This is a genomic window from Candidatus Palauibacter irciniicola (genome assembly GCF_965208695.1).
GTDB lineage: Bacteria > Gemmatimonadota > Gemmatimonadetes > Palauibacterales > Palauibacteraceae > Palauibacter > Palauibacter irciniicola.
Map to the genome: position 1 here is coordinate 2,163,601 of NZ_OZ242352.1, position 18,267 is coordinate 2,181,867.

The following is an 18,267-nucleotide window of genomic DNA, read 5'->3' on the forward strand; positions in this document are numbered from 1 at the left end:
AGGCCCGCGGGTCGTGCCCGCGGGCCTGCTGGCGCTCGTCGTCCTCTCGCTCGCGGCGTGCGGCGGCGACTCCACGGCGCCGCCCACGGCCACTCCCAACCGCCGGCCGACGCCGACGAGCACGATCCCGCCGCAGGAACTCGCGGCCGGCGACACGCTCAGGCTGGACGCGTCGGCCTACTTCACCGATCCGGACGGGGACGCCCTCACGTTCTCGGTCGAGACCTCCAACCGCGGCGTCGCTTCCGCTTCGCTGGCGGGCGCCACCGTCACCGTCGTCGGGGTCGCGCCGGGCGAAGCGCGGGTCACGATCCGGGCCCGCGATCCCCGGGCGCTGCAGGCTCGGCTGGACTTCACCGTCCTCGTGCCCGAGCCCGTGACGGCGGACCACGTCGTGCTCCGGGCGCTCTACGAAGCGACGGGCGGCGAGCGCTGGACACACGACGACAACTGGCTGACCGGGCGGCCGCTCGACACGTGGTACGGCGTGGGGGTGGACGCGGACGGGCGGGTGACGGACCTCCACCTCGACTTCAACGGGCTCGAGGGACCGCTGCCCCCGGAACTCGGCGACCTGGACCGGCTCCAGTCGCTCATCCTGTCGCGAAACGCGCTCGCGGGGGCCGTCCCGCCGGAACTGGGCCGGCTGCCGATCCTCGTGCAACTGGATCTCGGCGACAATCGGTTCGACGGCGAGATCCCGCCGCTGATCGGCGCCTTCGGCTACCTGGACGAGCTGGATCTCGGCGGCAACGCGTTCGAGGGGCCGATCCCGGCCGCGCTGGGCAACCTTCGCGACATGCGCCGGCTGGATCTGAGCGACAACGATCTCGCGGGACCGATCCCGCCCGAGTTCGGCGACCTCGGCCGGCTCGAGACCCTGCTGCTCATGCGGAACGACCTCGAGGGGCCGGTGCCCGCGGCGTTCGGGCGCCTGGCGGCGCTGCGCATCCTCAACCTGTCCGACAACGCCGGACTGTCCGGCCCGCTGCCCGTCGAGTTGACGTCGATGCGGGGGCTGTCCCAGCTCCATCTCGGAGGCTCGGCGCTCTGCGCGCCCGGCGAGCCCGCCTTCCAGGGCTGGCTGGAACGGCTGTACCGGTACCGGGTCGCCACGTGCGGACAGGACGCGTCGATTCTCCTCACGCAGGCCGTACAGTCGTCACGGTTTCCCGTGCCGCTGGTGGCCGGGGATTCCGCGCTCCTGCGCGTGTTTCTGACGGCCCCCGAGGGCGCGTCTGTCGATTTCCCGGCCGTCCGGGCCCGGTTCTACCTGGAGGGCGCCGAGACCCACGTCGTCGACATTCCCGCGCAGTCGAACCCCGTGCCGACGGAGATCGACGAAGGCGACCTCGCCGCATCCGCGAACGCCGTGATTCCGGGACGGGTCGTGCAGCCGGGGCTCGAAATCGTCGTCGAGACGGATCCCGACGGCACGCTGGACCCGGCCCTGGGACTCACGCGGCGGATCCCCGCCAGCGGCCGGCGCCCGGTCGATGTCCGGCGCATGCCCACGTTCAATCTCACGGTGATTCCGTTCGTGCTCGCGTCCGAACCGGACAACTCGATCGTGAGCTACGTGAACAACCTGACTCCCGACCACGAACTCTTCTGGGACACGCATACGCTGCTCCCGGTCGGAGCCATGACGGTCCGGGCGCACGAGGCCGTGATGGTCTCCACGAACAGCCAGAGCGCACTGCTGGGCCAGACGGCGGCGATCCGCGCCGCGGAGGGGTCCATCGGGCACTACATGGGCACGATGACGAACAGCGACGGCGGAGGTCTGGCCTTCGTCGGCGGGTTCGCCAGCTTCTCCAGCCACGACCGGGCCGACATCGTCGCGCACGAATTCGGGCACAACATGAGCCTCAGCCACGCCCCTTGCAGCGCGACCGGCCCCGACCCGTGGTATCCCGGGGGGACCGGGCTCATTGGCGCGTGGGGATACGATTTTCGCGATGGAGGGCAGCTCGTGCCGCCGGACAGACCCGACATCATGGGTTATTGCGATCCGCACTGGATCGGGGACTATCACTTCTACAATGCGCTCCGGTTCCGCCTGCGCACCGAGCCGGCCGCAGCGGCCTCGCGCACGGCGGGCGGCGATGACCGCACGCTGCTGCTCTGGGGCGGCGTGAGCGAAGAAGGCGTGCCCTACCTGGAGCCCGCGTTCGTGCTCGACGCCCCGCCGTCCCTGCCCCGGCGCGGCGGCGACTATCGGATTCGGGGCCGGAACGCGTCCGGTGAAGAATTGTTCGCAGTGCGCTTCGACATGTGGCGGATCGACCATGGGAACGGAAGCCTGGGGTTCGCCTTCGCCGTGCCCGTCCGGCGCGCATGGTCGGGCGCGCTCGCGAGTCTCACGCTCTCCGGGCCCGCGGGATCCATCACGCTCGATGGCGAGAGCGACCTGCCCACCGCCATCGTGCGCAACCCCGCGACCCGGCAGGTGCGCGCCATCCTGCAGGATCCGTCCGCCGGCGGCCTCGCCGGCGCGGTGGCGGAGGCGCTGGCTCTGGATCCCGCCCTGGAGGCGCTGGTCAGCCGCGGGATCCCGAACCCGGCGGACTGGGACCGCCCGTAGCTACCCGCCTTCGCGGTCGCGCAGGTCGGCGAGCGCGTCGGTGTCGATCGCGTCGCGAAGCTCGTGGAGTTCGTCGATCGTCAGGTTCCGACCCTCCAGCACAACGACGAAACGATCCTCGATGAACCAGGTGAACTCCGCGCGGCCGCGGTCGCCGCGGGTGCGGCGGAACTCCTCCATGGCCGGATAGCCTTCGTACTCGATCGTGCGTTCCCACCCCCGGTCGCTCTCCTGGTCGACCGAGAGGTCGAGCCACTCCAGGAAGCCCTCGGAGCCGATCAGGGGAATCGCGCCGACGTCGGCGATGGAGACTTCGATCTCGGCCCCGCTCCGCCCCTCGTACTCGGCCTCGGCCATGGACACTTGGAACCCGAGGGCTCCGACCGTCGCCCCCTCGCGCGAGATCCGCCTCAGGTTCCCCGCCCGCTCGGGCAGAAAGTCGTAGAACTCGCGGAAGGAGATCGGGCGGTCGACCAGCGTCTCGGCATTCAGGTCCTCGGCCAAATCCGACACGTGTTCGCCGATCTCCTCCACCGCATCGGTGATGCTGGCCGCGATTTCATCGGCGGCATCGCGCAGGTCTTCCCGCACTACCTCGGCTTCGTCCCGAGACTCGTTGTCGCCGACGAAGATGCAACCCGCCGACGTGAACCCGCAGAAGAGGGCGCCCGCGAGGGCGATCCGCCGCGAGGGGCGGCCGAGAGAGTGGCGATTCCGGAACATCGTTGTCCTCCAGAAGCTGAACGCAGGGTGGTACGGTGCCTGTGCGCGCCTACGCGCCTCGCCGTGCGGAAGTGTCAGCCGCGGCCGGGAGGCGTCGGGCGTGGGGGCCGGGGGCGCCGGGCACGGGGGGTCGGGCACGGGGGCCGGAGGCGTCGGGCCGTTGACCGGCGACCGGGGCGGTTCGATGGTGTTGCCATGAACCGCCGCCCATCCCGTTCCGCCGTTTCGCCGAAGGCTCGCATCGCGGCGCTGGCTCGCGATGACAAGTGGTTCCTGGGAGGACTGGACGGCGTGGTGTGGGCGCCGCCGTTCCCGCGGTGGCTGCACCGGCCGGGGTTCTGGGATCCCGTTCACCTGCTGCAGCACGAGGTCGGCCCCGGGTTCTCGGTGGCCCTCGTGGGCTCGGACGGGCGGGAGAGGCCGCTCCGCCGGGCGGCCCCCGGCCCGGGCGGTGGCGAGCCGGCGGTCGGCAGGTGGCGGCCCGGGCGGCTGGTCGTCGCGTGGCTGGACGAGCGAGATGTCCTCGTCGAGGAGCGCCGCCAGGTGCTGCCGGGCGGAGTCCTGGAGTCCGCGTGGCACGTCCCCCGCGACTTCGAGGGCCACCTCGTCGGCTTCACCGCGCAGCCGGCGGACGCGACGGACGGGGTGGAAGGCACGGCGGACGGCGTAGGCTGGACGCGGACCGTCTCGGATCGGCGCGGGCAGGAACTGGTCCTGCGCATGGAACTCTCGGGATCCGGATCGCCCGCGTGGCGGCGCGTCGTGCCCTCCGAAGGTCGAGGGGCGCCCGAATGGCGGCATTCGCCGTTCGCGGAAGAGGCCGGAGGCGGCGCGGAGGACGCCGCGACCGGTGCGTTTTCCGGTCCGGACGCCGAGCCGGACGCGCCCCGCTCCGGGTGGACCTGGATCGCGGTCGCCCTTCCACTGGCTGAGGTGGACGAGGACAGTCCGCCGACGATCCGGCTGGCGCTCCGCGTCCGAGACGCCGACGACGGGAGGGCGCGCGCAACGTCGTCGGCGCCACCGGCCGCCGGGACGACGGGAGGCTCCGCCTGGGAGTCCTTCTTCGGCGGTTTTCCGCATTTCGAGAGTGGGGATCCCTATCTCGACCGCACCTTCGACTACCGCATCCATGGTCTCGGGCTGAACCGCATCGAGGGGCGTGGGGCCCCGTACGGCACCCCGCCATCGCGGAGGGCCCGGAGTACTTCCACGTGCCGATCGCCTACAGCGCGCAGTGCCACATGATGGAGATGCGGTGGCGGAAGGGCGGTCGCGAGGCGTGGGGCTCGCTCCTGAACTTCATCGCCAACCAGAGGCCGGATGGCTCCTTCCACGGGCGCCTCTATCCCGAGCGCCTCGAGGGAACGGACTTCTACCACGCGAACTGGGGCGATGCGCTGCTCGCGGTCGATGACATGCACCCCGATGCCGCGGCGCTGGCCCGCTGCTACGAGGGCTTGTCGCGCTACGCCCGCTGGCTGACGGCGGAGCGCGACCCCGAGGCGTCGGGGATGTTCACCGTCACGAACCATTTCGAGACGGGACAGGAGTACATGTCGCGCTACATGGCCGTGGACGAGGAGGCCGACGTGGCGGGGTGGCGTCCCCGGCTCCGGCTGAAGGGGATCGACGTCACGGTGTACGCGCACCAGTTGTTTCGCGCCCTCGCCGCGGTGGCGCGCCGTCTGGAGCGGCCCGGCGACGAGGCCGAGTGGCGCGAGCTCGGGGATCGCTGCCGGAAGGCGATCGACGAGCGCATGTGGTCGGCGGAGGCCGGGCTGTTCACGGATGTCGACGGACGCACCGGCGAGCGGACCGGTGTGAAGGCGGCGGTGGGGTTCTATCCGCTGCTTACCGGAGGGGTCGACGGGGCGCGGCTCGATGCCCTGCTCGACCACCTCGAGGATCCGGCGACGTTCGGGACGCGCTTCCCCCTCCCTTCGTCGAGCGTGGACGATCCGCGATTTTCTGCCGAGGGCATCTGGCGCGGGAAGCGCCGCAACTGCCCGTGGAACGGGCGCGTGTGGCCGATGACGACGAGCCACGTGATCGAAGGGCTGCTGCGTTGCTGGCGCCGCGGGAACTCGCGGGGGAACGCGCGGGCCGGCGCGCTGGCGGCCGACATGCTCAACCGCTTCGCGCGCATGATGTTCACCGATGGCGATCCCGCGCGCCCCAACTGCTTCGAGCACTACAACCCGCACACGGGGCGCGCGTGCCACTTCCGGGGGATCGACGACTACCAGCACTCGTGGATCCTCGACCTGCTGGCGCGCGGCTTCGGCGGCCTTCACGTGGACGCGGCGGGCATCGAGGTGCGGCCGCTGCCGGACGGTCCCGTCCGCGTGTCGCTGGGACCGGTCACCGCGCGGGGCTGTACCGTGTCGGTCGACGTGGAACCCGAGCGGGTGAGCGCGACCGTGGACGGCGAGCGGTTCGACGGGCCGCGCGGCGAGGGCCTGCGGGTGCCATGGGCCTCGTGACGCGGGCGCCGCAGGGCGTGGAGCTGCGCGGCGTGGAGAAGCGGTACGGCGAAGTCGTGGCCGTCCGGGCGCTGGACCTGGAGGTCCGGCCGGGAGAGCTGGTCGTGCTGGTGGGACCCTCGGGGTGCGGGAAGAGCACGCTGCTTCGCCTCATCGCCGGGCTCATCGCACCCACCGCCGGGGAGGTGTGGATCGGGGGACGGCGCGTGGACGACGTCGAGCCGGGCGCCCGCGATGTGTCCATGGTGTTCCAGAGCTACGCGCTCTACCCGCACATGACCGTGGCCGGGAATCTGGGCTTCGGCCTGCGGGTGCGGGGCACGCCGCGCGACGAGATCGAGCGGCGGGTGGCGGAGGCCGCCGCCGCTCTCGGCCTCTCCGACCTGCTGTCGCGGAGGCCGGGCCAGTTGTCGGGGGGACAGCGCCAGCGGGTGGCCCTGGGACGCGCCATGGTCCGCGATCCGGGCGTGTTCCTGTTCGACGAGCCGCTCTCGAACCTGGACGCGGAACTGCGCCTGCGGACGCGGGACGAGATCGCCGCCCTGCACCGGCGCCTCGGCACGACGATGATCTTCGTGACGCACGACCAGGTGGAGGCGCTGTCGCTGGGCGAGCGGGTCGCGGTCATGGACCGGGGCCGGCTCCAGCAGGTAGGCACGCCGGATGAGGTGTACCGCCGGCCGAGGAACCTGTTCGTGGCGGGCTTCGTGGGGTCGCCGCCCATCAACTGCATCCCGCTGGCCCGCGACGAGGGTGGACGCCTCGTGGGCGGTCCGTTCGCCCTGCACGCGCCGTCGGGCCTCGACCGGGCGACGCTCGGGGTGCGGCCGGAGGACCTCGCGCTGGCCGGCGGCGACGACGACCCGACCGGGACCGGCGACTTTCGGGCAGCGGTGCTGCGGGTCGAGGCGCTGGGGAGCGAACAGCGCGTGCACCTGGACGGCCCGGGCGATGCGGCGTGGGTGGCGCGGGCGGGCCCCGGCCTCCGGGTCGCGCCGGGCGACCGGGTGCGCGTCTCCGTCGCGTGGGAGCGCAGCCACCTGTTCGGTCCGGATGGCCGCCGCGAGGAGGCGGCGCCGCGACCGCTGAACCGGCCGACCTCGCCGTGACGCGCCCTGTCCTCGGGTTGGTGACCCTCGCGGCCCTCGGCCTCGCGGCGGTCGGCTGCGCGCCCGGCGAGTCGGACACCGTGCTGCGCGTGGCCCTCTGGGCCGGCGGGCACGAACTCGAGATCGAGCGGCAGGTGGCCGACCGCTACGAGGCGCTGAACCCCGGCGTACGGGTTGTGCTCGAATCGGCTCCCAACGGATACGAGGAACGGCTGCTGACCTCGATCGCGGCGGGGCGTCCGCCCGATGTCTACCTGATGGACTCGCCGGACATCCCGACGTTCGTGGAGCGCGGGCTGGCGCTGGACCTCGCGCCGTACGTGGAGGCGCTCGGGTGGCGGCCGGACCGCGTGTTCGGGCAGGTGGCGAACGCATTTCGCCGGGGCGCATCCATGTTCGCGCTGCCGAAGGACTTCACGCCGATGGTCCTGTACGCGAACCGGGGCGTGCTCGCCGCCGCGGGCGTCGAAGATCTTCTGCCCGCGTCGCCGTCGACCGACGAGCCGGCGGGCGGCTGGACCTGGACGGACTTCCGCCGGGCCGCGGAGGCGGTCGTCGCGGACACGGACGGCGACGGGCGGGAGGACGTGTTCGGCTTCGATTTCCCGCGCAACCTGTACCAGTGGGTGCCGTTCGTGTGGTCGGCGGGCGGCGACATCCTGGCGCCCGGCGGCGACGGGGCGGCGGGATACCTGGACGGGCCCCAGGCGCTGGAGGCCTACCGCTTCCTCACGTCCCTGGCGGAGGACGGCCTCACCCCCGGCGCGCAGTTCGTCCAGCAGGGAGACCCCGCGCGGGAGGCGCGCTTCGCGTCGGGCGGACAGGCGTTTCTGCTCTCGGGCCACTGGACGCTCCCCGTGTTCCGCGATCTGGTCGAGACGGGCGACCTGGACCTGGCCATCGTCCCCATCCCCCACCATCCCTCGCGGGCTGTGGCGACGAGCGTGCTGTACGCGTCCGGGTGGGCCGTGCCGCCGAACGCGCGGCACCTGCGCCGGGCCATCGACCTGGCCGGCTTCCTCGCCTCGCCCGAGGCGCAGCGCATTCGGGCGCGGTCGGGGCTCGCCATTCCCTCGCGGTTGGACGTGGCGGCGGAGATCGCGGCGGCGGACGGCAGCGGAGTCGAGGCCGCGTTCATCGCGCTGGTGGAGGGTGCGCGGATGACGTGGGGCGCGCGGGTGCGCGACTTCTCGCGCATCGAGGCGCTGGCGGTGGAGATCATGGACCGCCGCCTCATTCGGGGAGAATCCCTGGCCTCGAGCGCCTCGGACGTGGCCCGCCGCATCGACGCGGAGTTCGCGAGGTGAGCGGCGCGCGGCAGCCGGCCTTCGCGGCCATCGCCGCCGTCGTCCTGGCCGCCGGCCTGGCGATGGTGGTGGCCATCGCCGCCGGCCGGGTGCAGGGCGTGCGGGCCGCGTCGGCGGAAGCCGAGGCGCGCATGGCCGCCGCCCTGTGGGAGGAGGCGGGCGGCGCGCAAGGCGGCACGCGGGCCGTCGCCGGACTGCTCGGCGAGCGGGCGACGATCCTCGGCGCGGGCGCCGGCGGCGACGGGGCGGGGGCATACGCCTACGAGGCCGGTGCGCTCGACCCCGCCGCGTGGATCGCGGTCGCGCCACGCGGCGCGGACGGCCTCCCGGGCACGCTCCCCGGCGCCGCCCTCGCCATCGCGCTGGCGGGCGCGGCGCTCATCGCCGGCTGGGCCGCGGGCCGGCGCCGCGGGCCGGCCCGCTCTGGCTACCCGTGGGGCATCGCGCTCCTCGCCCTCGGCTGCGTCGCCCTGTCGGCGGCGACCGCCGGGCGGTGGGCGGAGCGCGAACTCCGATCGCTGAGCGCGGCCACGGTGGCCCAGGGTGCCCGAGCCGTCGAGTTGGCCCTGGCGGACGGCGCGGATCCGGCGCGTGCGGCCCGGGTCGCGCACCTCCCGTGGGCCGAGGACGGCGCGCTGGAGTCCGCGGACCGGCCATGGACCCTGCCGGCCGATGTCGCGGCGGCCATCGCCGCCTCGCCCGACCGGGCCGGGCAACCCGCCGGCGCGCAGGCAGGGACGCCGTACACGGTGGAAGCGGACGGCGCCACATGGCACGTCGCCCGCACCGCCGACGTCCACCTCGCCTTCCTCGGATACGAGCGCACCGCCTCGCCCACCCTCGCGCTGGCCGCCGCGGCCGCGCTCGCCGCCCTGCTGGTCGCGCTGGCGCTTCACCTCGTGCAACTCGCGCCCCGCGCCCGCGCCCTGCGCCGGACGCTGGCGGCGTGGGGCCTCCTCGCGCCCGCTACGGCCCTCATCCTCGCCTTCACCCTCGGGCCGCTCGTCTTCTCGCTGTGGATCTCGCTGCACGAATGGCGCCTCATCGACCCCGCGCCGCTCTTCCTCGGACTCGACAACTACGCGGCGCTGCTCGCCGACGGCGAGTGGTGGTCGGCGATCGGGAACACGGCGCTGTTCACGCTGCACGTGCCCGCCGCGATGGCCATCGCCCTCTCCCTCGCGCTCCTCACGCGGGGGTCGCGCCGCGCCATGCGCTGGGCCCGGCTCGCCCTCTTCCTCCCCGGCATCACGAGCGTGGCGGCGATCGCGGTGGTGTGGAAGTGGCTGCTGAGCGACCGGTACGGGCTGCTGAACCGGGGCCTGGAGCGCGTCGGGCTCGAGTCCGTCCCGTGGCTCACGTCGCCCGACGTTGCCCTCGTCAGCCTGATGACGATCGGCATCTGGATGGTCGTCGGTTACCAGATGGTCGTGTTCCAGGCGGGCCTCGCCGCGATCCCGCGCGACTGGTACGACGCGGCCCGGGTCGACGGCGCCGGGCCGTGGCAGCGCTTCCGCCACGTCACCCTGCCCGGCCTGCGCCACACCCTGTTCTTCGTGCTCGTCACGTCCGTCATCGGGTCCTTCCAGGTGTTCGGACTCGTCTATGTGATGACCGAGGGCGGGCCGCTGGGCGCCACCGACGTCGCCGTCTACCACATCTACCGCGAGGCGTGGGAGTTCCTGCAGTTCGGCAACGCCGCGGCGATGAGCTGGATGCTGTTCGCGGTCGTGTTCGCCGCCACGTGGCTGCACTTCCGCTTCCTCGATACGCGGCGCGCCCATGCCTGACCGCGCCGTCGCGCCCCGGACGGCGCGCGGACTCCTGCTCGCCGCGGCCTGCCTCGTCATGGCCGCGCCCTTCGCGTGGATGGCGCTCACGAGCCTCATGGGGCAGCTCGAGGTGTTCGCCGGCGGGAGCCTCCTGCCGCGGTCGCCGCGGTGGTCCAACTACCCGGAGGCGCTGACGGTCCAGCCCTTCGGGCGCTACTTCGTGAACTCGCTCGTGTTCGCGACCGCGGTGGCGGCCGGCCAGGTCGCGACCTCGGCCACCGCCGGGTACGCCTTCGCGCGCCTCGACTTCCCGGGACGGGACGGGCTCTTCATGCTCTTCCTGTCGACGATGATGGTGCCCGCGGTCGTCGTCCTCATCCCCCGCTTCCTCATGATCGAGGCCCTCGGCTGGATCGACACCTACCAGGGACTCATCTCGACGGAACTCGTCTCCGTGTGGGGCATCTTCCTCATGCGGCAGTATTTCCGGACGGTGCCGCGCGAGCTTGAGGACGCCGCGCGCGTGGACGGGGCCGGGCGCGTGCGCATCTTCTGGAGCGTCGCCCTTCCGCTCGCGAAGCCCGCCGTGGCGACGCTGGCGCTGTTCGCGTTCGTCGACGCGTGGAAGAACCTGCTGTGGCCGCTCCTCGTGACCCGCTCCATGGAGATGCGCGTCGTCGAAGTGGGGATCGCCGCCTTCCATTCGACGTACGAGATCCACTGGCCCTACCAGATGGCGGCCGGCGTCGCCGCCGTGCTGCCCATCGCCCTCCTCTTCCTCTTCACCCAGCGGTACTTCGTACGCGGCATCCAACTCGAAGGAATCCGCTAGCGTGATGCGGGTGGGGGCGCTGGAGGCGCGGCGGTGGGCGGGGCTCGTGTTCGCGGCCGGGCCCGGCGACGGGATCGGCCTCCGACTCGTCTTCACCACCCCGAGCGGGGACCGGCGGGAGTTGGAGGACTGGTACTGGATGGTCTCCCGCGTCGGTCCCCATGCGCCGGACGGCAGCTACGCGCGGATGGAGTTCGATCTCGCCGCCGAGCCGTCGCCCGACTCCCGCCCTGCGGAGGGCACGCTCATCCTGGAGTGGTCGCGCCGCGACGATGCGGTGGCGTTGCGGGCGGTGGCGCGGGCGCCGGGCCGGGTGGAGCTGGCGGGCGACGATCCGTGGGGGTGGAAGACGACGTGGGAGGAAGCGTCCGACGGCTGGCGGGCCGCGCCGGGAGGCGTGGAGATGGCCGCCGCCTTCGCGCCTCGGGCGGGGGACCGCGTCGCCACGGTGGTCGCGTGGGAGTCGAAAGAGGCGCCGGCCGGATCCGCGACCGCTCTGAACCGCGCCCAGCGCCTTTTGCCCAAGTTGGACCGCTGGATCGACGAGGCGCGCGCGGACTGGGACCGCCGCCGACCGCGCTTGTCGGGGACCGCGGAAGGACTGGTCGAAGCCGTCGCGGACCATCTGATGTGGAACGTCCTCCTCCAGCCCGAAACGGGGCGCCTGTACGCGCCGGCGGGTCGCCGCTGGATCTTCCCGAAGCCGGGGGACGGCGCACGGGAGGAGCCGCCGGGGCCCGACGACTGGACGGTGTTCGGGTGGGATTCCTTCTTCAACGCGCTGGCGCTCGCCACCGCGTCCGGGCGGTTGGCGTGGGACGTTCTCCTCGCGGGACTCGAGTCGCGCTATCCGAACGGGAACGTGCCCAACTGGCGGAGCCGCCTCGGCGGCACGCCCGATCGCTCGCAGCCCCCGGTCGGGTCGTTCGCGGCGCTGAAGCTGCACCTCGCCTGCCCCGACGCGGACGCGCTGGCGGCGGCCTGGCCGGGGCTCCGCGCCTGGAACGACTGGTGGGTGGCGGACAAGGACGGACGCCCGCGCCGGGAGGGGCTGACGCCGGGACTGCTGGCGTGGGGCTCGGACACGGCGCTGGTGCCGGAGCGGGACCGGCTCCCGGAGTGGGAAGTGGCTGCGGGCGGCCACCAGCGGGCGGCGTGGGAATCGGGGCAGGACGACCTGCCGCTGTGGGAGGAGGCGGAGTGGGATCCGGAACGGGAAGTCCTCGCCATGTCCGCCGTCGATCTGTGCAGCTACCGGGCCCTGGACCTCGAGTGCCTGGCGCGGATCGCCCGCATCCTGGGCGACGAGCCGGAAGCGGATCGGCTGGAGGCGGAGCGTCGCCGGCTCGTGGCGACGATGAACCGGGTGCTGTGGTCCGAAGCCGCCGGGCTCTACCTGGACGAACTCCCCGGAGGTCACTCCCCTCGCGTGGCGGCGTCGAACTTCCTTCCCCTCATCGCCGGCGTTCCGTCGGCGCGGCGCGCGCGGCGCATGGTTTCCATGCTGCGGGACCCCGCCCGCTTCCGGGGCGAGTGGATGCTGCCCACGATCTCGCGCGACGACCCCGCGTTCGAGGACCAGCAGTACTGGCGCGGCTCCATCTGGCCGCCCATGAATTACCTCGTGCTGCAGGGACTGCGACGGTACGGGTTCGACGAACTCGCAAGCGAACTGGCATGGAAGGGGGCGCACATGTTCCTGGCCGACCTCCGGCGCACGGGGTTCTGCCGCGAGAACTTCGACGCGCGCACCGGCCGGGGGCGAGGGCACCGGTTCCAGAGTTGGGGACCGCTGTTCGCGCTGGGCGCGATCGAGGAGTCCGTCGACGCCTGTCCATGGCGCGGACGGTAGAGTTGTCGCGATGAGGCACGTGGAGTCGGACGACCGGCCGGAGCGGCCGACGCTGGTGATCCTCGCCGCCGGGCAATCCACCCGGTTCGGTCGCGCAAAGCAGCTCGAACCGGTGGGGCCGGGCGGCGGGTCGCTGCTCGAATACGCCGTGTACGACGCCTTGCGCGCGGGCTTCGGGCATTTCGTTCTCGTCGTGCGGGAGCGTCAGCGCGACGAGTTCGAGGCGCGCCTGCGTCCGATGCGGGGGGCGGGGATCTCCCTCTCCCTCGCCTGCCAGCGTCTCGTCCACCCCGACCTCGTCCCGCTCGCCCCACCGGGGCGCGTCCGGCCCTGGGGCACGGGATTCGCCGTGCTGGCCGCGGCGACCTCCCTGCGTCGCCGGGGCGCGTTCGCCGTCTGCAACGCGGACGACTTCTACGGACGCGTCGCGTACGAGCGCCTGGCGCACGCGCTCGCGGCGCCTCCTCCGGGCATCCGTGCCTTCGCGGTGACCTACTCCCTGGCCGACACCCTGTCCGCCTTCGGCGGCGTGTCGCGCGGCCTGTGCGAAGAGCAGCCCGACGGCACGCTGCTCCGCATGACCGAGGGCCTCGACCTGCGCCTCGACGGCGCCGCGCAGCCGACGGGCGAAGGCGCCGATGCCTCCGCGGTCCGGCCCGACGTCGTCGGGTGCACGCCCTCCGGCGCGGCGATCCGCGTGGGCGCGGACAGCCAGGCGTGCATGGGCCTGTGGGGCTTCTTCCCCGATATCCTGCCGTTGCTGTCGCGGCGCTTCGAGAGTTTCCTCGCGGCCTCGCCCGGGATCGATGACGAGTTCTATCTGTCGGAAACCGTGAGCAACCTGGTGGTCGCCGAACGGACGCGGTGCGGCCTGGTGCCCGCGGGCAAGGGGTGGAAGGGCGTCACCTTCCCCGGCGACCACGAGGGCGTCGCCGTCTCGCTCCGGCAACTCACGGACGCGGGCGCGTACCCGGTCGACCTCTGGACGCCGCACGTTCACGCGGAGCCGGTCCGCTCGGCGCAGGCGTCACTCTTCGGTCCACCGCAGGCGTTGCCCGGTGGGGTCGCGACCGCTCCGGGGCGCATCAACCTCATCGGCGAGCACATCGACTACAACGGCCTGCCGGTGCTGCCGATGGCTCTCGACCGGCACATCCACCTGGAGTTCGAGGCGCTGGCGCACGCGACGGTCGAACTCGAGGGCGATTCCGCCCATGGTCCGTTCGCCTTTCGGCTGGACCGCGCAGCCGAATCCGCACCCGCGGGACACTGGTCGAACTACGTGAGGGCCGCGGCCAGGGGGTTGCTCGACCACGGCGTGGAACTGAGGCGAGGCATCCGGGGCACGGTCACGGGTACCGTCCCGGTGGCGGAGGGGCTGTCGTCCTCATCCGCCCTGGTGGTCGCGTCCGCGCTGGCGCTGTTGCACGCGAACGAAGAGCAGGTGGAGGCACTGGAATTGGCGGCGCTCCTCGCCCGGGCCGAGCGTCATGTCGGCGTGCAGGGCGGCGGGATGGACCAGGCCGCGTCTCTCTGCGGACAGGAGGGGCACGCGCTGCGGATCGACTTCGAGCCGCTGCGCGTGACGCCGGTGCCGGTGCCGGAGGGATGGCGCTGGATCATCGCCTCGTCGTTGACGCGCGCGGAGAAGGCGGGCGCGGTCCGCGAGTTGTACAACGAACGGCGCGCCCAGTGCGCGGAGGCCCTCGAACGGGTGGGGCGAACCTCCTGGCTGGAGGTGATGGAAGCGGACCAGGCGGAGTTCGCCACCATCCTGGCCGGGGCGCAGAAGTCGCTGCCGCTCACGTTGTCGAGGCGCTTTCGGCATGTGGCCACGGAGGGCCGCCGGGTGATCGAGGCCGAGCGCGCCCTGCGCGGCGAGAACATGTCCGCCTTCGGCCGGCTGATGAACGCATCGCACGCCAGCCTGCGCGATGACTTCGGGGTGAGCACGCCGGCGCTGGACGAGATCGTGGGCGTGGCCCGCGACGCGGGCGCGGCCGGGGCGCGGCTCACGGGCGCGGGATTCGGCGGCTGCGCGGTCGCGCTCTGCGGCGCGGACGAGGCGAAGGCCGTGATCGAGGCCCTGATCGATGGTTTCTACGCCCCGCGCGGAGGGGTCGGACGCCGCGCCCTCTTCGTCGCCGACGCCTCCAACGGCGCCATCGTAACAAGCGAGTGAGGTGTGACGTGTTCCGATTGACGTTGCGGCAGTGGCGGATCGCCGCGCCGGCCTCCGCCATCCTGTGCGCCGCCTTGACTGCGGCCGCGTGCGAGGCTCCGGGGTCCCGCGCGCGGATCTCGGAGGAGGTGCGGGTGCTGGACACGTATCCGTTCTCGGATCCGAACCCCGTGCCGGTGCTCGCCACCGACCGGCGGCTGTACCCCTACCACACGTTCGAGGGGTACGCGGCGACGGCGGAGCCCCGGGAGTGGAAGGTCGTGACGATGGAGAACGACCTCATCGAGGTCTTCGTCCTTCCGGAAGTGGGCGGCAAGGTGTGGGGGGCCGTGGTGAAGGCGACCGGGCACGAGTTCATCTATCGGAACGAAGTGATGAAGTTCCGGGACATCGCGCTGCGCGGCCCGTGGACCTCGGGCGGCATCGAGTTCAACTTCGGCGTCATCGGGCACACGCCGGCCACCGCCACGCCCGTCGACTACGTCGTGCGGGAGAACCCGGACGGCAGCGTGAGCACGATCGTCGGCGCCATCGACCTCCCGGCGCGGACGCCGTGGCGCGTTGAGATCCGGCTTCCGCCGGACCGGGCCGCCTTCGAGACGCGCGTCCTGTGGTACAACCCGACCCCGCTGGAGCAGCCCTACTACAACTGGATGACGGCCGCGGCCTTCGCGCAGGACGACCTGGAACTGTTCGTGCCCGGCGATGCCTACCTGGAGCACTCCGGCCGGGCGCGCCCGTGGCCCGAGGACGAGGAGGGACGCTTCCTGCCCCTGTACCGCAACAACGCGTTCGGGGGACACAAGTCCTACCACGTCGTCGGGGCGCTGAACGACTTCTTCGGCGGCTACTACCACGACGAGGACTACGGCTGGGGGCACTGGGCTCCGCACGAGGAAATGCCGGGTCGCAAGATGTGGCTGTGGGCGCTCTCGCGGGCGGGGGGCATCTGGGAGGACCTGCTCACGGACACGGACGGGCAGTACGTCGAGTTCCAGGCGGGGCGGCTGCACGCGCAGTACCAACCCGGGGCGGACCGCAACCCGATCTCGCAGGCCGGGTTCGACCCGCTCTCGGCCAGCCGCTGGACGGAGTGGTGGTTCCCGCTCGAAGGCACGGGCGGCCTCACGGACGCTTCCCCGCACGGCGCCATGCACGTCGAACGGGTGAGCGACCGCCTGCGGGTCGTGGTCCAGGGGTTCGGGTCCGGGATCGACACGGTCAGGGTGTGGTCCGCCGGCGAGCAGGTCGCCGCCAGGGAGGTGGCGCTCGAAGCTCTGGATCCGGTGACGGTCGAGGTCGAGGTCGCGCCCGGGCGTCCGTGGCGCGTGTCACTCCCGCGGCTCCGCCTGGAAGCCTGCTCCCAGCCGGACGCGACCGGTCTCGCCGGGGTGTGCGGATTCGGCGGAGAGCCGTCGGTGTCCCGGCCGTTCGGGACGAACGCCGAGGCGTGGGACGCCCTCCCGGAGACGGATCGCCTCGTGTTCGAGGCGAGGGAGCTGGCGCGGGCCCGCCGCCCCGCCGACGCGCGGACGCTGTACGAACGGGCGCTCGCCGCCGAACCCTGGAACCGGGAGGCGCTGCTGGGGCTCGGCGCGCTGGCCCTGGGATCGGCCCGCCATGAGGAGGGTCTCGCCCACGCCCGGCGCGCGCTCCAGCTCGACACCTACGATCCGGAGGCCAACTTCCTCGCCGGCAACCTGTATCTCGCCCTCGGGCGCCGCGCCGATGCGCTCGACTCGTTCGGCTGGGCGGCCCGGTCGGTCTCCCACCGGGCCGCGGCGCGCACCCGGCTGGCGGAGTTGGCGCTGGAGGCGGGGGACATGGCCGAAACGCGCCGCCACGCCGCGCTGGCGCTCGACCACGATCGCGTGGGCATTCCCGCCCGCGAGGTGCTCGCGATCGCGGCGCGGCTGGAGGGCGACGAAGCCGGTGCGACGCGCGTGCAGGCGGAGCTTCTGGAACTGGACCCGCTGAACCACTTCGTGCTGGCCGAGCGCTATCTCGCGGCGCGGGCCGAGGGATCCGGCGGCGAGGCGACGACGGACGGAGCCGAAGCGGCGCGCCTCACCGCGTCGATGCGGAGCGAGTACCCGGGGCAGACGCTGCTGGAACTCGCCGTGGGCTACGCGAACCGGGGGCTGCCCGGCGATGCCGCGATCCTGCTGGAGCTGGCGGACGAAGTGGGCGGCGGCCCCGTGGGGACGGCCTGGCTCGCCTTCCTGCGCGGCGACGCCGAACGGCTGCGGGCGGGGGCCGATCCCGCCTTCGCCTTCCCCTACCGCCCCGAGACGCTGCCGATCCTGCGCTGGGCCGCCGGTGAAGACGCGCACTGGGGCTGGCGCTACCTGCTGGGCCTGAACCTGTGGGCGCTCGACCGCGACGCCGAGGCGGCCGAAGTGCTGGTGGCCCTGGGCGACGAGCCCGACTACGGGCCCGCCTACGCGGCGCGCGCGCACCTCACGGGGGCGCTGGGCGGCGATCCCGGGGCCGACTTCCGACGCGCCGTCGCGGTGGATCCAGAGAGCCGCCTCCTCCACATCTCCCTCGTCCGGCACCTGCAGGAAACCGGACAGTGGGCCGAGGCGCGCGAGGCGTCCGGCCGGGGACGGGAACGCTTCCCGGACGACTTCAACCTCGCCCTCATCCACGCGCGGGGGCTCATCCAGGCGGGCGAGTACCGCGAGGCCAACGGGATCCTCGCCGACACCCGCGTCCTACCCTCGGAGAACTCCGGCGAGGCTCACCGCCTGTACGAGTTCCTGCACATCGGGGCCGCGCTCGACGAACTGGAGGCCGGGAACCGCCCGGTCGCCCGCCGTCACCTGGAAGCGGCGCTGCTGTGGCCGGAATCGCTCGGCCAGGGCCGCCCCTTCGACCCCGACGACCGGCTGGTGCGGTTCCTGTTCGACGTGGCGGCGGAAAGCCCCGATGGCGGACCCGTGCCCGGAGCCTTCGAGACCGTCACCATCGCCTCCATGCGCGCCCGCGCCGATGCGCTCGCCGACGCGCCCTCCCCGACCGCGGCCATCGAGCGCGCCCTCCTGCTCCGCGCCCTCGCCGCGGCCAACCGCTTCTGAGACACGAGCGCCCCGCCGCAATCTGAACCGCGCAGCATCGGACCCTCATAGGCCGCTCCAGCCGGTAGCCTGGCGCTTCTTCCTACCGTCACGCCTTTGTCCGACCCCCCCATTTGGGTGGTTGTGGAGCGCCCGTAAGTGCCTATCGATTAGTGCCGTAGGCAGGAAGGGTGACCCACCGTCAGGCATGAGGGGTGACCCATGGGGTGACGGCGCTCTCTGGATCGTCCCCGGGCCGGCCATGGAGAGGTTCGCGTGTGCGGCCTGCCGGCTACGCCTACGCCTGCAAGCCGTTCGGTACCCCCCCCCCCCCCCCCCCCCCCCGATCCGTCGGATC

Annotated in this window: 11 protein-coding genes; 10 read left to right on the forward strand and 1 reads right to left on the reverse strand. The window is 72.9% G+C overall.

The features are described 5' to 3' along the window. Positions 1–13 precede the first annotated feature (13 nt). Positions 14–2,587 carry a M66 family metalloprotease gene (locus ACOGI9_RS09475; protein WP_419856889.1) on the forward strand — a complete coding sequence of 858 codons (2,574 nt, stop codon included), beginning with the start codon at positions 14–16 and terminating at the stop codon, positions 2,585–2,587. Here ACOGI9_RS09475 and ACOGI9_RS09480 read toward each other — a convergent pair whose 3' ends face one another. Further along, positions 2,588–3,310, reverse strand: coding sequence for a hypothetical protein (locus ACOGI9_RS09480; protein WP_419856890.1), 723 nt, complete (start codon positions 3,308–3,310; stop codon positions 2,588–2,590). A 195-nt stretch (positions 3,311–3,505) separates the two neighbouring features. Between ACOGI9_RS09480 and ACOGI9_RS09485 the strand changes: the two genes are divergently transcribed. From ACOGI9_RS09485 to ACOGI9_RS09525, 9 genes are read left to right on the forward strand one after another with little or no spacing between them, the layout of a single operon-like run. Continuing rightward, positions 3,506–4,558, forward strand: a complete 1,053-nt coding sequence (locus ACOGI9_RS09485; RefSeq protein WP_419856891.1) for a hypothetical protein — start codon at positions 3,506–3,508, stop codon at positions 4,556–4,558. Then, positions 4,525–5,796: an MGH1-like glycoside hydrolase domain-containing protein gene (locus ACOGI9_RS09490; protein WP_419856892.1), complete on the forward strand. Its 1,272-nt coding sequence runs from the start codon at positions 4,525–4,527 to the stop codon at positions 5,794–5,796. The genes ACOGI9_RS09485 and ACOGI9_RS09490 overlap by 34 nt, the downstream gene beginning before the upstream one ends. Further along, a complete protein-coding gene (locus ACOGI9_RS09495; RefSeq protein ID WP_419856893.1) occupies positions 5,784–6,905 on the forward strand; it encodes an ABC transporter ATP-binding protein in 1,122 nt (373 codons plus the stop codon). The genes ACOGI9_RS09490 and ACOGI9_RS09495 overlap by 13 nt, the downstream gene beginning before the upstream one ends. Further along, positions 6,902–8,212, forward strand: coding sequence for an ABC transporter substrate-binding protein (locus ACOGI9_RS09500; RefSeq protein ID WP_419856894.1), 1,311 nt, complete (start codon positions 6,902–6,904; stop codon positions 8,210–8,212). The genes ACOGI9_RS09495 and ACOGI9_RS09500 overlap by 4 nt, the downstream gene beginning before the upstream one ends. Then, a complete protein-coding gene (locus ACOGI9_RS09505) occupies positions 8,209–10,002 on the forward strand; it encodes a carbohydrate ABC transporter permease (RefSeq protein WP_419856895.1) in 1,794 nt (597 codons plus the stop codon). The genes ACOGI9_RS09500 and ACOGI9_RS09505 overlap by 4 nt, the downstream gene beginning before the upstream one ends. Continuing rightward, positions 9,995–10,816, forward strand: a complete 822-nt coding sequence (locus ACOGI9_RS09510) for a carbohydrate ABC transporter permease (RefSeq protein WP_419856896.1) — start codon at positions 9,995–9,997, stop codon at positions 10,814–10,816. Before ACOGI9_RS09505 ends, ACOGI9_RS09510 begins: the two co-directional genes overlap by 8 nt. Positions 10,817–10,820: 4 nt before the next feature. Further along, positions 10,821–12,668 carry an amylo-alpha-1,6-glucosidase gene (locus ACOGI9_RS09515; protein ID WP_419859271.1) on the forward strand — a complete coding sequence of 616 codons (1,848 nt, stop codon included), beginning with the start codon at positions 10,821–10,823 and terminating at the stop codon, positions 12,666–12,668. Between the two features lie 10 nt (positions 12,669–12,678). Then, positions 12,679–14,850, forward strand: coding sequence for a galactokinase (galK, locus tag ACOGI9_RS09520; protein ID WP_419856897.1), 2,172 nt, complete (start codon positions 12,679–12,681; stop codon positions 14,848–14,850). Between the two features lie 8 nt (positions 14,851–14,858). Further along, positions 14,859–17,930, forward strand: coding sequence for a DUF5107 domain-containing protein (locus tag ACOGI9_RS09525; RefSeq protein ID WP_419856898.1), 3,072 nt, complete (start codon positions 14,859–14,861; stop codon positions 17,928–17,930). Positions 17,931–18,267 lie beyond the last annotated feature (337 nt).

Excerpts from the sequence above, each read along its gene's own strand:
- ACOGI9_RS09480 (WP_419856890.1), bottom strand. The coding sequence starts at position 3,310 with ATGTTCCGGAATCGCCACTCTCTCGGCCGCCCCTCGCGGCGGATCGCC.
- ACOGI9_RS09495 (WP_419856893.1), top strand. The coding sequence starts at position 5,784 with ATGGGCCTCGTGACGCGGGCGCCGCAGGGCGTGGAGCTGCGCGGCGTG.
- galK (WP_419856897.1), top strand. The coding sequence starts at position 12,679 with ATGAGGCACGTGGAGTCGGACGACCGGCCGGAGCGGCCGACGCTGGTG.
- ACOGI9_RS09510 (WP_419856896.1), top strand. The coding sequence starts at position 9,995 with ATGCCTGACCGCGCCGTCGCGCCCCGGACGGCGCGCGGACTCCTGCTC.
- ACOGI9_RS09485 (WP_419856891.1), top strand. The coding sequence starts at position 3,506 with ATGAACCGCCGCCCATCCCGTTCCGCCGTTTCGCCGAAGGCTCGCATC.
- ACOGI9_RS09515 (WP_419859271.1), top strand. The coding sequence starts at position 10,821 with ATGCGGGTGGGGGCGCTGGAGGCGCGGCGGTGGGCGGGGCTCGTGTTC.